Here is an 11,485-nt window from a genome sequence, read left to right on the forward strand (position 1 = left end):
GATGCCGGCCCTCTGGGCATCATCCGCCCGGCCTATCCCTTGCGAGTGCCTGCCAGAATATCGGGCGACATGTTCGGCTCCGGTGTCGAGGTGGCAAGCATGCGCATCACGATCAGTCCGTTAACCGTGCCAAAAACCAGCGCAGCGGTGGCGAACACGGGCAGCAGCTTGATCAGCGCAGCGGCCGGCAACAACCAGATGCCCACCAGTGCGAGCTGCCCTCCGATGTGGCCGAATGCCGCCAGCACCGACAGGCTGACCGGGCCGAAATGGCGGCGGGGCAGGTAACGCGCCAGCGCCAGCACCGAGAGGCTGACGAGCGCGCCGGCGGCCGACAGCCAGAAACCGGGTGCAAACAGGCTGCCCAGCAGCAGGCCGCCGGCCAGTACGCGCAAGCCCGACACCCAGGCGGCCGCACGCCAGCCGTATTGCAGCAGCACCAGCAGGATGACGATGTTGGCGAGTCCCGGCTTCACGCCGGGGACCGGGCTCGGCAGTGCGGCCTCCGCGAGCGTGAGGCCGATCGCCAGCGCCGCCAGCCGCGCGATGCGGCGGTCGTCCGCATGGACCGGCAGTTCAATAACCGAGCGTGTCATAGGCCGTGGTCCGGCCGCGGATTTCGAGGCTGACCTGATTGGGAAGGCACAGCGCCGCCTGTCCGGATTGTGTCAGCCAGCCTTGCTTGACGCACAACTGGCGCGGCGACGGATCGCGCGCAATGCGCGCGCGGCCGGGTTCGATCTCGATATGTGTCGTGCCGAGCGGTCCGGCGACGGCAAAGGTCCGGGCTTGTGCGAGTGATGCGGTTTCCACCACCCGGCCGGCAGCACGGATGACGACCGTGTCGCCGTGGTCGCCACCCCAGGCCCATATTGTCAACGCGACGACGAGGCCGCCGCCTGTCAGCAGCACGCCCAGATCGCCGGCGCGCAGGGTCGTCATCAGCTGAGTTCGCGGTGCCGCACCAGCACCTGCTCGCGTTCGCGGAAGGCGGCGGCCAGCGTTTCCGCGAAATACACGCTGCGGTGCTGACCGCCGGTGCAGCCGATGGCGACCGTCAGATAGGCACGGTGGTCGCGAATGAAACACGGCAGCCAGTTCTCCACGAAGCCACGGATATCGGCCAGCAGCGCCATGGCGTTGGGGCTGTCCTCGAGAAAATCCTTGACCGGCTGGTCGCGCCCGGTGAGCGGACGCAGCTCCGCCACGTAGTGCGGATTGGGCAGGCAGCGCACGTCGAATACCAAATCGGCGTCGAGCGGGATGCCGTGCTTGAAACCGAAGGATTCGAACAACAGCGTGATGCGCGAACGGTCCTGTCCGACCAGATCCTTGATCCACAGGCGCAAGGCGGCGGCGGAGAGGTCGCTGGTGTCGATGCGGTGCGCCAGCGGCGCGATGTCGGCCAGCATCTCGCGTTCGAGCTGGATGGCTTCCTGCAGCGAGACCGTGTCGCTGGAGAGTGGGTGGCGGCGTCGCGTTTCGGAAAAGCGCTGGACCAGCGTCAGGGTCTTGGCTTCGAGGAAAATGACCCGCAGGTCGGCACCCTGATCGCGCAGGGCCTCCGCGATCTGCGGCAGCTGCGTAAAGCTTGCGCTGCTGCGGGCGTCGATGGCAATGGCGATGCGTTCATGCCCTTCGTGCTTCAGATAGTCGACCAGGGGCTGCAGCATCGCCAGAGGCAGGTTGTCGACGCAGTAATAGCCGACGTCCTCCAGTACCGCGATGGCGATGCTTTTTCCCGAACCTGATAATCCCGATACCAGTACGACTTGCATTCAATCGTCTCCGTCGATGGCGGCCTGCTGGCGCTTGATGAACTGTTCGACCGGATTGATGCCGCGGCTCTTGAGGATGTGGTTGCGCACGGCCACCTCGACCAGCACTGCAAGGTTGCGGCCGGCTGCAACCGGAATGCGCACCTTGGGAATGGCGACGCCGAGGATATTCTCGGTCGAGGCGACCATGTCGAGCCGGTTGAGCCCGACTTCGCCGATTTCCTCCGGATGAACCAGTTCGACGATCAGCCTGAGGTTCTTTTGCAGCTTGACCGCCGTCTCGCCGAATAGGAAGCGGATATTGAGGATGCCGAGACCGCGTACTTCGAGAAAGTCGCGGATCAACGTGGGACAGTTGCCCTCGAGCGTTTCGGGGGCGACGTGCTTGAGTTCGACGACGTCGTCGGCCACCAGCCGGTGGCCGCGCGTGACCAACTCCAGCGCCAGCTCGCTTTTGCCGACGCCGGCATCGCCCTTGATGAGGACGCCCATGCCCAGTACTTCGAGGAACACGCCGTGCTGCGAGGTTGTTTCTGCCAGGCTTTGCGTCAGGTAATGGCCCAGATAGGACATCAGGATCGGGCTGGCCAGCGTCGAGGAAAACAAAGGCGTGCCGGTGCGCTCGGCGGTATCGCGCAAGACCGGTGGGACGGCTTCACCATTGGAAATGACGATGGCCGCGAGCTCGTTCGAAAACAGGTGGTCGATCGCTTCCTGCAGGCTGGACTCGGACAAACCGCGCAGATAGTCCATTTCAGCGCAGCCCAGGACTTGTACCCGGTTGGGATGGACGAAATTCAGATGTCCAATGAGCGCCAGGGTCGGTTTCTGGATGGTTTCGGAGGATAGGGTGCGATCGCCGCCGGTGCGTCCGGCTACCCATTGCAGGCCGAGCTGTTCCGCCAGATCGCGGAACAGGGTTTCAACCGAAACGTGGCTTAGTTCGCCATCCATGCGCCGGCCTGCGCACTCAGCTTGACCATGATTCGAGCCGTCCCATCAAATCGGACGGGGTGGCGGCATCCAGCATCTGCGTGCGCATGGTCTCGTCGCCGAACAGTTGCGCAAGCTCGCCCAGAATCTGCAGATGCCGTTCATTGGCGTCCTTGGGAACCAGCAAAATGAAACACAACGTCACCGGCTGGCTGTCCGGCGCATCGAATTCGAGCGGGCTCTTCAGGCGATAGAATGCGCCGCACGCCTCCTTCAGCCCCTTGATACGCCCGTGCGGGATGGCGATCCCATGGCCGAGCGCGGTCGAGCCCAGGCGTTCGCGCTCGAACAGGCTGGTGAAGATGTCGGAGGCTTTGAGACCGCGGGTCTGAGCGAACAGGTCGGCTGCATGTTCGAACAGTTTTTTCTTGCTGGTGAAGCTGATGTCCAGCAAGGTGGTGTCGAGGGTGATAAGGGGGGCGATTAGGTTCATGCCTTTGCACAGCCGGGGAAAGAGGTTGTCCGGCTTCTGCAGATTATACGCCCGAAGGCTGTTTGAGGCCTCCGGGCGGGGCAATGCGGTGTCAGGCAGGGCTTTCCGTCGGTTGGTGCTTCAGTGCGCCTCCGCCTTGATGGACGTCCGAGGTTTTTTCCTTGTGCCTGACGATCTGGCGATCCAGTTTGTCCGCCAGAAGGTCGATTGCGGCATACATGTTGCCGTCCTCGCTGTGGGCATGGAAATCATGGCCTTTCACATGCAGCGTGGCTTCCACCTTGTGTACCAGTTTTTCCACCTGCATGATGACCGTCACGTTGATGACATGGTCGAAATGGCGTTTGACGCGGTCGAGTTTCTCGGAAACGTAGTCGCGGATGGCTGGGGTCACTTCCAGGTGATGACCGGAAATCGTCAAATTCATAGAACCTCCTAAGTCTGCTGAACATGACTGGAGGCCGGCATGCTGCCAACCTTCCAGGAGCGATCTGTTGTGCTCGATTTCATTGTGGGACGAAAGCCCGGTACATTCAAGCGCGGTACGGATTGTCAGGCGGACTGCGCAGGAAAAGCCTTTGCGATCAAAGTGCGCGGCGCATGTTGGCGGGTGGGATTTGCAGTGATTCGCGATATTTGGCGACCGTGCGGCGGGCCACCACGATACCCTGCTGGCCCAGGACTTCCGCCAATTGGCCATCCGACAGCGGTTTTTTGGTGCTTTCGGCGGCAACCAGCTGTTTGATGAGGGCACGAATCGCGGTCGAGGAACAGGCGCCGCCGCTGTCGGTCGAGACGTGGCTGCCGAAGAAATACTTCAGCTCGTACAAGCCGCGCGGCGTCATCATGTACTTTTGCGTGGTCACGCGCGAAATGGTCGATTCGTGCAATTCCACGGCATCGGCGATTTCGCGCAGCACCAACGGACGCATCGCCACCTCGCCATGCTCGAAGAACTGTTTCTGGCGGTCGACGATGGCCTGCGAGACGCGCAGGATAGTATCGAAGCGCTGCTGTACGTTCTTGATCAGCCAGCGGGCTTCCTGCAGCTGGCTGGCGAGCTGGCTGCCGCCGCTTTCGCGGTGGCGCGCCAGGATGTCGGCATAGACGCGGTTGACGCGCAGCTTGGGCATGGCATCGGCGTTGAGGCTGGCGATCCACATGCCCTTGACCTTGCGCACATAGACGTCGGGAATCACGTAGTGGGTGTCGTCCGCCCCAAAGGCCGCGCCCGGACGTGGGTTCAAGGACAGGATCAGGGCACGCGCGGTACGCAGCGCGGCATCGTCGATGCCGAGCATTTTCTTCAGCTTGCCGACATCGCGTGCGGCGAGCAGATCCAGATAATGCGTGGTGAGCCGCATGGCGGCGTCGCGTGCAGGGGTGTCCGGGGGCAGCGCGCGCAGTTGCAGGGTCAGGCATTCCGCCAGGTTGCGTGCGCCGACGCCGGTCGGATCCATGTTCTGCAGATGCTTGAGCGCGGTGTCCAGTTCCTCGGGCTCGAGTTCCTCGAGTTCGGTTTGCAGGCTGGCGGTAATGTCTTCCAGCGGCTGGGTGAGGAAACCCGAATCGTCCAGGTCGTCGATCAGCGCAGCGACCAGGGTGCGGTCGCGCAAGGTCAGTGGACTGACGATCAACTGGTTCAGCAGATGTTCGCGCAGGGTCGCACCCGATATCGAGCCCTGGGTGTAATCGTTGTCCTCGTCATCGCCGCTGGCCACGCTGTAGTCGTTCCAGTCGGAGTCATCCAGTGCTGTGACAGGTTCCGACTCGGCATGGTCGGGCAGCGCCGTTTCCGTGCTTTGTGCTTCGGCCTCGGCTGTATGCGCCGGCACCTCTGCCGTCGTATAGCTGGCTTCGTCCTCTTCCTCGCGCTCCAGCAGGGGATTGTCCTGCAGCATCTGCTCCAGTTCCTGATTCAGTTCCAGCGTCGACAGCTGCAGCAGTCGAATCGACTGTTGCAGTTGAGGTGTCAGCGTGAGGTGTTGACCGAGCTTGAGTTGAAGGCTGTGTTTCATGAATCTTGACTACGGCAAAAAGCGTGCCGGCTTGAGACCAGTTTAACGCGATTCGCCGGGGGATGGCGGTTGTTACAGACGGAAATTTTCGCCGAGATAGACTTTGCGGGCGTTGTCGTCCTGAATGATGAGGTCGGGGGTGCCGGCGATCAGCACGCGCCCTTCGTTGATGATGTAGGCGCGATCGCAGATACCCAGGGTTTCGCGCACATTGTGGTCGGTGATCAAGACGCCGATGTCGCGCTCGATGAGGAAATGCACCAGCTTCTGGATGTCGATCACCGCAATGGGATCAACCCCGGCAAAAGGTTCGTCGAGCAGGATGAAGCGCGGGTTGATCGCCAGTGCTCGGGCGATTTCCACACGGCGGCGCTCGCCGCCGGACAGGCTGACGGCGGACGCTTCGCGCAGGTGGGCGATGTGCAGGTCTTCCAACAGATTGTTGAGGTGTTCCTCGCGCTCGGCCTTGTCGTAGGACTTGAGCTCGAGAATGGCGCGGATATTGTCTTCCACGGTCATCTTGCGGAAGATCGAAGGTTCCTGCGGCAGATAGGACAAGCCCAGGCGTGCGCGCTGGTGGATCGCCATATGGGTAAGGTCGTGCGTATCCATCTGCACGCTACCGCCGTCGGCCGCGACCAGGCCCACCACCATATAAAAGCAGGTGGTCTTGCCGGCACCATTGGGGCCGAGCAGGCCGACGACTTCGCCGCTTTCGACCTCGAAGGAGACGTCGTGCACCACGGTGCGTTTGCCATACGTCTTGCGCAGGCCCTGGGCGGTAATCTGGCTCATGGTTTGGCTGCGGGTTGCTCGGAGGTGCGCGGTTTCGGGCGGATGACGGCGCGCACGCGCCCGCTCGGGGTCTGGGCGTTGGGCTGGCCGACGACCTTATAGAATCCGGTGTTGGCATTGTAGGAAATCTGCGCGCCGTGCAGTTCGTCGCTGCCGCGTCGCAGTCGTGCCTGGCCGATCAGTTCGAGCTGGCTGGTGACGCCGTCATATTCGATGCGATTGGCAAAGCCCTCAATGAATTCATCGCCGCTGTCGGTTTTCTGGCGGAACGCCACGGGGCGGCCGATCGCACTGACCTTGTCGAGTCCGTCAGCATTCTGGGTCACCTGCACGCGATCGGCGCGCAGCATCAGCGTGCCTTGGCTCAATACGACATTGCCCTGGTAGACGCTGATTTTCTTGATGTCGTCGAGGGTGACGGTGTCCGCTTCAAGGTTGACCGGTTTGTCGCGGTCGGCCTTTTCCGCATGGGCGGAGGTGGCCAGCAAGGCGGCGCACAGCACCGCGTAAAGCCTGGTATTCAATTTATTCATGGCGCTAGCCTTTTCCGGAAATATAACGGGCATGCACCCGTCCTGTCAGTTTGAGGATACGTTGCTTGGCGTCGTACTCCATCGCGTCTGCGCGCAGATCCAGGGTGGCGTCATGGATCACCACCGGGCCGGGGGAGCGCATCTGGTTGCGTTCTGGAAAAACCAGCAGTCGCGCCGAACGCATGGTCATGAGCGATTGTCCTGCATGCGCGGCACGTTCCACGAGAACGTCGTCGCGCAGGTCGACCTCATGGCCGTCGGGAGACACGGTCGCCTGTTTTGACACTGCGCTCACGTCGCCTGATTGTTTGTCCAGTTGGGTGAAGTGGGGCAGTTCCAACTCGGTGAACTTGCTGTCCGAGTAATGCTTCAATTTCTTGGCGGATAGCCGGTACTGCGGTTTGCCGTCCAGGTCGGTGCGCATCGCATTGAAGTTCTCCATGATGCCTTCGGGGTCGGTGCGGGTAGGCGACGCGCCGCCGTTGGCCGGGATCTCCACCATGCGTTCGATCCAGAAGCTGAGCGCAGCCAGTAGCAGCAAGATGGCCAGCGGCAGCCACAATGATCCGCGTGAGATCATGCCGTCCCCGAACGGGTGGCGTTCAGGGCGCAGCGTATGCAGCCTGTCATCTCAGATACGGCGCCAGCGCCGCGTCCAGCGTGCCCTGCGCGCGCATCAGGAACTCGCAGGCCTCGCGCACTGCGCCGTGGCCCGCTTCACGCGTGGTGGTGTAATGGCTGTAGGCTTTCACCAGTTCGGGGGCGGCCGGCACGGTGATGGCCAGACCGGCACGCCGCATCACGGGCAGGTCGACTACGTCGTCGCCCATGTAGGCGGTGGCTTCGCAATCGAGGTTCAACTCGCGGCACAAGGCTTCGTACACGACGAGCTTGTCGTGCGCGCCCTGATGCACGATCCCGATGCCGAGGTTCCGTGCCCGATGTTCCACCACCCGCGAGTTGCGTCCGGTGATGATGGCCAGTTCGACCCCGCTGCCGTTGAGCATTTTCAGGCCATGCCCGTCGAGCGAATTGAAGCCCTTGTATTCCTGGCCATCGTCCGCCAGGAACAGGGTGCCGTCGGTCATCACGCCGTCGACGTCGAATGCGACCAGTTTGATTTTCTGCGCGCGTGCAATCAGATCGGTCGTCATCACACTACCCCCGCTTTCAGCAGATCGTGCATGTTGAGTGCCCCGACCAGGATATGGTCGGTGTCGACCACCAGCAGGCCATTGATTTTCAGTGTGTCCATTTTTTCCACTGCCGCCACGGCGAGTTCGTCCGCGCGGATCGTCTTCGGGTTTCGGGTCATCAGGTCGGCAATCTTTGCCTGTTGCAGATCGATCGTGTGCTCCAGGGCGCGCCGCAGGTCGCCGTCGGTGAACAGCCCGGCCACCTTGCCGTCCGCCTCGACCACTGCGGTCATGCCGAGTCCCTTTTGGGTCATCTCGAACAGCGCGGCCTTGAGCGAGGCGTCGCGGCCGACCTTCGGCAGATCATCGCCGGCATGCATGACGTCGCGCACATGGACCAGCAATCGCCGTCCCAGGCTGCCGCCCGGGTGGGTGCGTGCAAAATCGTCGGCCGAAAAGCCGCGTGCATCCAGCAGCGCCACTGCCAAGGCGTCGCCCAGCGCGAGTGCCGCAGTAGTGCTCGCAGTGGGCGCCAGGTTGAGCGGGCAGGCTTCCTTGTCGACTGCGGCATTGAGGTGGACGTCGGCTTCCCGTGCCATGGTCGAACCGGGATTGCCGGTCATCGCGATGAGCTTGGCGCCGCGCCGCTTGATGAGCGGCACGATGCTGACGATCTCGTTGCTCTCGCCCGAATTCGACAGGGCCAGCACAACGTCATCGGGTGCGATCATGCCGAGGTCGCCGTGGCTGGCTTCGCCCGGGTGCATGAAAAAAGCGGGGGTGCCGGTGGAGGCCAGGGTGGCGGCGATCTTGCTCCCGACATGGCCGGACTTGCCCATTCCCGACACCACCACGCGGCCGCGACATACCAGGATCAACTGCACGGCATCCGCAAAACCGGCGTCGAGCCGGGTCGACAGGGCGCGCAGGGCATCGGCTTCGATATCGAGCACCTGACGCGCAAGCGCAAGCAAATGTTCGGCGGAGATGGGTTGGGGTCGCATGGTCGGCAAGTATACTAAAGCCTGCCTGTCCGACCGCGTTTTTACTGCGGTTTCGGCAGGATGACCTCGACAGAAAATATGGGCTGAAGCCTATGAAATACCTATGCACAGCAGCCTCCAGCTGGTCCTGATTCTACTTGCAGTCGCCGTGCTGGTGGCGGCCGCTGCGCGTGCTTTGCGCCTCCCTACCATGCTCGGTTATCTGGTGACGGGCATTGCCATCGGCCCGTTTGCCCTGGGCTGGATTCCGGACAGTGAAGAAGCGCGTTACCTGGCCGAGTTCGGCGTGGTGTTCCTGATGTTCTCGGTCGGCCTGGAATTCAGCCTGGCGCGCCTGATGACCATGCGTACGACAGTGTTCGGTTTTGGCGGCGCGCAGGTCGGCCTGACCATCGCGCTGACCGCGGTGATCGCCTGGCTGCTGCATTTGCCGCTGCTCGCGGCGCTGGCGCTGGGCGGCATCATGTCGATGTCGTCCACGGCCATCGTGTCCAAGCTTCTGGCCGAACGGCTGGAAATCCAGACACCGCACGGCCGCCAGATTTTCGGTGCATTGCTGTTCCAGGATCTGGCGGTGGTGCCGCTGCTGATTTTGATCCCTGCGTTTGCGAAAGAATCCGACACCATGGCCATCACTCTGGGGCTGGCCGTGTTCAAGGCGATCGTGGTGCTGGGATTTCTGCTGTTTGTCGGGCAGCGCATCATGCGTCCGTGGTTTCAATGGGTGGCGGGCCGCAAGTCGCCCGAACTCTTCACGCTCAACCTGCTGCTGTTCACGCTGGGGCTGGCGTTCCTGACCGAGAGTGTCGGCTTGTCGCTGGCGCTAGGTGCGTTCCTGGCTGGCATGCTGATTTCAGAGACCGAATACCGCTACCAGGTGGAAGACGACATCAAGCCCTTCCGCGACGTGTTGCTGGGATTGTTTTTCGTTACGATCGGGATGCGGCTCGACCTGATGCAGGTCATGCTGAACTGGGGCGATGTATTGCTGCTGGTCGTGGCGATCGTCGTCGGCAAGGGGCTGATGGTCGGCGGCCTGGCCCTGGCCTTCGGCAACACCCGCCCCACCTCGGTGCGGACTGCGCTGGGACTGGCGCAGGCAGGCGAATTCGGCTTCGTATTGCTGGCCCAGGCAGCCGATCTGCGGTTGCTGGGCGCTCCGATTACTCAGCCAGTGCTGGCGGCGATGGTGCTGTCGATGCTGATCGCTCCGCTCCTGATCAATCGCATGGACGTGCTGACCCGGCTGATCGCGGGCAGCGAATGGGCCGGTCGTGCCAAAGAGGTGCACGACATCGCGGTCAAGACCTTCGGCAAGACCCAGCACGTGATCGTTTGCGGCTACGGCCGTAGTGGACAGAACCTGGCCCGTCTGCTGGAAGTGGAGGGCATCACATTCATCGCACTCGACGCTGATCCCGAGCGGATCCGTGCGGTGGCGGCATCCGGCGTCAGCGTCGTCTACGGCGATGCCAGCCGGCGCGAAGTGCTGGTCGCCGCCGGCCTCAGCCGTGCGCAGGCCATCGTGGTGACGTATTCCGACCTGCACTCCAGCATGGCCATCCTGCGCCACGTCCGCGAGTTGCGGCCCGACCTGCCGGTCGTGGTGCGCACCATTGACGACACCCACATCGATGCCTTGAAAGCGGCCGGTGCGGCCGAAGTGGTGTCCGAAGTGATGGAAGGTTCGCTGATGCTGGCTTCGCATGCGCTGATGTTGCTCGGCGTACCCTTGAGCCAGGTGCTGAAACGTATCCGCGAAGTCCGTGAAACGCGCTACGCCATGATGCGCGGTTTCTTTCGTGGCGCCAGCGATGCCGACGACGAACTCGATCAGCATGCCCAGCCTCGTCTGCATACCGTGCTGGTCACGCAGGGCGCCGTGGCGGCGGGACATAGCCTGGAGGAACTGCGGCTGAGCGAACTACTCGTGGAGGTGGTGGCAATCCGCCGTCAGGGGATCAAGGGCGTCGATCCCCAGCCCGACACTCGCATCCAGGTTGGGGATGTGCTGGTGCTGCGGGGCGCCGCCGATGGTCTGGCGGCGGCGGAGTTCAGGGTATTACAGGGTTAAAACAGGATGGCGGCACCACAATTGGTTTCGCCACTCCCGGCTTTCCATTCCCCTGTAGTTGTGTCGTAGCAGTTAGCGGCCGTGGGCGCTGTGCCACCAGCAGCATAGACGGAAAAACGCATGCTGCCGCGCAGTGCGTTGCCATCATCGATTTTCCGATCGATTTCAGCGAGGATATTCACAGGTATTTGCGGGCCTGTCTTGAGATTGGTGCGAGCTGTGGGAGTGCCGCTGTCGGCGTAAACGTCATCGTAAATGAGTTGAAGACGCGCACCATAAGGATTGTTGGGCGTTGTGGTTGCACTCTCTGTAGCGTTATAGACGTAAGTGCCATTAATGAAGCCTGCATGCGATAGATGATCCCAGACTGCAATCGCTTCAGTTCCCGTTATTTGTCCGTTTCCGTCACCGTTTTGTGTGGCGCCCGCAATCTGGGTTGTCGCTGCGTTGAAATCTCCAGGTAAAGCGCGGTAGCGATCCTGGAATCCAAAAAAGGCAGCCTTAGTGCCGTCCAGTTGGGCGATGATGTTGCGAACGCGTGCGCTGGTAATAAGTTCCTGGCCCTTGAGAATACCGCCGAGCAACAGCCCGATAATGACCAGCACAATGGCGATCTCGATCAGGGTGAAGCCCGACTGGCGTCGCGCGATGTGGGGGTGCGGCATGGTGAGGCTCTCCAGTGGTTTTCTCCTGAGGGCCAATTTGCAAAATGCGTGCCATG

General features: G+C 62.2%; 14 protein-coding genes. 1 reads left to right on the forward strand and 13 read right to left on the reverse strand.

The window, feature by feature from the left end:
- Positions 1-32: 32 nt before the first annotated feature.
- From B058_RS0110925 to B058_RS0110980, 12 genes are all read right to left on the reverse strand, one after another.
- Entirely contained in the window at positions 33-596 is a 564-nt protein-coding gene (locus B058_RS0110925) for a Gx transporter family protein (protein ID WP_018508526.1), read from the reverse strand.
- Positions 577-942, reverse strand: coding sequence for a NusG domain II-containing protein (locus B058_RS0110930; RefSeq protein WP_018508527.1), 366 nt, complete (start codon positions 940-942; stop codon positions 577-579). Before B058_RS0110930 ends, B058_RS0110925 begins: the two co-directional genes overlap by 20 nt.
- Entirely contained in the window at positions 942-1,778 is an 837-nt protein-coding gene (gene rapZ / locus B058_RS0110935) for an RNase adapter RapZ (RefSeq protein WP_018508528.1), read from the reverse strand. The genes B058_RS0110930 and rapZ overlap by 1 nt, the downstream gene beginning before the upstream one ends.
- Positions 1,779-2,732 (reverse strand): HPr(Ser) kinase/phosphatase, encoded by a 954-nt coding sequence (hprK, locus tag B058_RS0110940; RefSeq protein WP_018508529.1) that lies wholly within the window; start codon positions 2,730-2,732, stop codon positions 1,779-1,781. It abuts the gene before it with no gap.
- A 16-nt stretch (positions 2,733-2,748) separates the two neighbouring features.
- Positions 2,749-3,204 (reverse strand): PTS sugar transporter subunit IIA, encoded by a 456-nt coding sequence (locus tag B058_RS0110945; RefSeq protein ID WP_018508530.1) that lies wholly within the window; start codon positions 3,202-3,204, stop codon positions 2,749-2,751.
- Positions 3,205-3,295: 91 nt separating this feature from the next.
- On the reverse strand, positions 3,296-3,631 hold the full coding sequence (gene hpf / locus B058_RS0110950) for a ribosome hibernation-promoting factor, HPF/YfiA family (RefSeq protein ID WP_018508531.1): 336 nt from the start codon (positions 3,629-3,631) through the stop codon (positions 3,296-3,298).
- A gap of 157 nt (positions 3,632-3,788) precedes the next feature.
- Entirely contained in the window at positions 3,789-5,222 is a 1,434-nt protein-coding gene (locus B058_RS0110955; RefSeq protein ID WP_018508532.1) for an RNA polymerase factor sigma-54, read from the reverse strand.
- 72 nt (positions 5,223-5,294) lie between these two features.
- The gene (lptB, locus tag B058_RS0110960; protein WP_018508533.1) at positions 5,295-6,017 is read right to left on the reverse strand and encodes an LPS export ABC transporter ATP-binding protein; all 723 of its coding nucleotides are present in this window, start codon (positions 6,015-6,017) and stop codon (positions 5,295-5,297) included.
- The gene (gene lptA / locus B058_RS0110965; RefSeq protein ID WP_018508534.1) at positions 6,014-6,550 is read right to left on the reverse strand and encodes a lipopolysaccharide transport periplasmic protein LptA; all 537 of its coding nucleotides are present in this window, start codon (positions 6,548-6,550) and stop codon (positions 6,014-6,016) included. Before lptA ends, lptB begins: the two co-directional genes overlap by 4 nt.
- Before the next feature lie 4 nt (positions 6,551-6,554).
- On the reverse strand, positions 6,555-7,130 hold the full coding sequence (gene lptC / locus B058_RS0110970) for an LPS export ABC transporter periplasmic protein LptC (protein WP_040724313.1): 576 nt from the start codon (positions 7,128-7,130) through the stop codon (positions 6,555-6,557).
- A 46-nt stretch (positions 7,131-7,176) separates the two neighbouring features.
- Positions 7,177-7,704 (reverse strand): KdsC family phosphatase, encoded by a 528-nt coding sequence (locus B058_RS0110975; RefSeq protein WP_018508536.1) that lies wholly within the window; start codon positions 7,702-7,704, stop codon positions 7,177-7,179.
- Positions 7,704-8,690, reverse strand: a complete 987-nt coding sequence (locus B058_RS0110980; RefSeq protein WP_018508537.1) for a KpsF/GutQ family sugar-phosphate isomerase — start codon at positions 8,688-8,690, stop codon at positions 7,704-7,706. Before B058_RS0110980 ends, B058_RS0110975 begins: the two co-directional genes overlap by 1 nt.
- A gap of 103 nt (positions 8,691-8,793) precedes the next feature.
- Here B058_RS0110980 and B058_RS0110985 point away from each other — a divergent pair, with 103 nt between their 5' ends.
- Positions 8,794-10,764, forward strand: a complete 1,971-nt coding sequence (locus tag B058_RS0110985) for a monovalent cation:proton antiporter family protein (protein ID WP_018508538.1) — start codon at positions 8,794-8,796, stop codon at positions 10,762-10,764.
- On the opposite strand, the gene B058_RS16870 is transcribed toward B058_RS0110985, so the two are convergent.
- A complete protein-coding gene (locus B058_RS16870) occupies positions 10,761-11,429 on the reverse strand; it encodes a prepilin-type N-terminal cleavage/methylation domain-containing protein (protein WP_018508539.1) in 669 nt (222 codons plus the stop codon). The two genes, B058_RS0110985 and B058_RS16870, sit on opposite strands and share 4 nt — an antisense overlap.
- Between the last annotated feature and the right edge of the window lie 56 nt (positions 11,430-11,485).

It is taken from the genome of Thiobacillus thioparus DSM 505, assembly GCF_000373385.1.
Classification (GTDB): domain Bacteria; phylum Pseudomonadota; class Gammaproteobacteria; order Burkholderiales; family Thiobacillaceae; genus Thiobacillus; species Thiobacillus thioparus.

Coding starts and splice junctions, on each gene's coding strand:
- B058_RS0110925 (WP_018508526.1), bottom strand. CDS start 596: ATGACACGCTCGGTTATTGAACTGCCGGTCCATGCGGACGACCGCCGC.
- B058_RS0110930 (WP_018508527.1), bottom strand. CDS start 942: ATGACGACCCTGCGCGCCGGCGATCTGGGCGTGCTGCTGACAGGCGGC.
- rapZ (WP_018508528.1), bottom strand. CDS start 1,778: ATGCAAGTCGTACTGGTATCGGGATTATCAGGTTCGGGAAAAAGCATC.
- hprK (WP_018508529.1), bottom strand. CDS start 2,732: ATGGATGGCGAACTAAGCCACGTTTCGGTTGAAACCCTGTTCCGCGAT.
- B058_RS0110945 (WP_018508530.1), bottom strand. CDS start 3,204: ATGAACCTAATCGCCCCCCTTATCACCCTCGACACCACCTTGCTGGAC.
- hpf (WP_018508531.1), bottom strand. CDS start 3,631: ATGAATTTGACGATTTCCGGTCATCACCTGGAAGTGACCCCAGCCATC.
- B058_RS0110955 (WP_018508532.1), bottom strand. CDS start 5,222: ATGAAACACAGCCTTCAACTCAAGCTCGGTCAACACCTCACGCTGACA.
- lptB (WP_018508533.1), bottom strand. CDS start 6,017: ATGAGCCAGATTACCGCCCAGGGCCTGCGCAAGACGTATGGCAAACGC.
- lptA (WP_018508534.1), bottom strand. CDS start 6,550: ATGAATAAATTGAATACCAGGCTTTACGCGGTGCTGTGCGCCGCCTTG.
- lptC (WP_040724313.1), bottom strand. CDS start 7,130: ATGATCTCACGCGGATCATTGTGGCTGCCGCTGGCCATCTTGCTGCTA.
- B058_RS0110975 (WP_018508536.1), bottom strand. CDS start 7,704: ATGACGACCGATCTGATTGCACGCGCGCAGAAAATCAAACTGGTCGCA.
- B058_RS0110980 (WP_018508537.1), bottom strand. CDS start 8,690: ATGCGACCCCAACCCATCTCCGCCGAACATTTGCTTGCGCTTGCGCGT.
- B058_RS0110985 (WP_018508538.1), top strand. CDS start 8,794: ATGCACAGCAGCCTCCAGCTGGTCCTGATTCTACTTGCAGTCGCCGTG.
- B058_RS16870 (WP_018508539.1), bottom strand. CDS start 11,429: ATGCCGCACCCCCACATCGCGCGACGCCAGTCGGGCTTCACCCTGATC.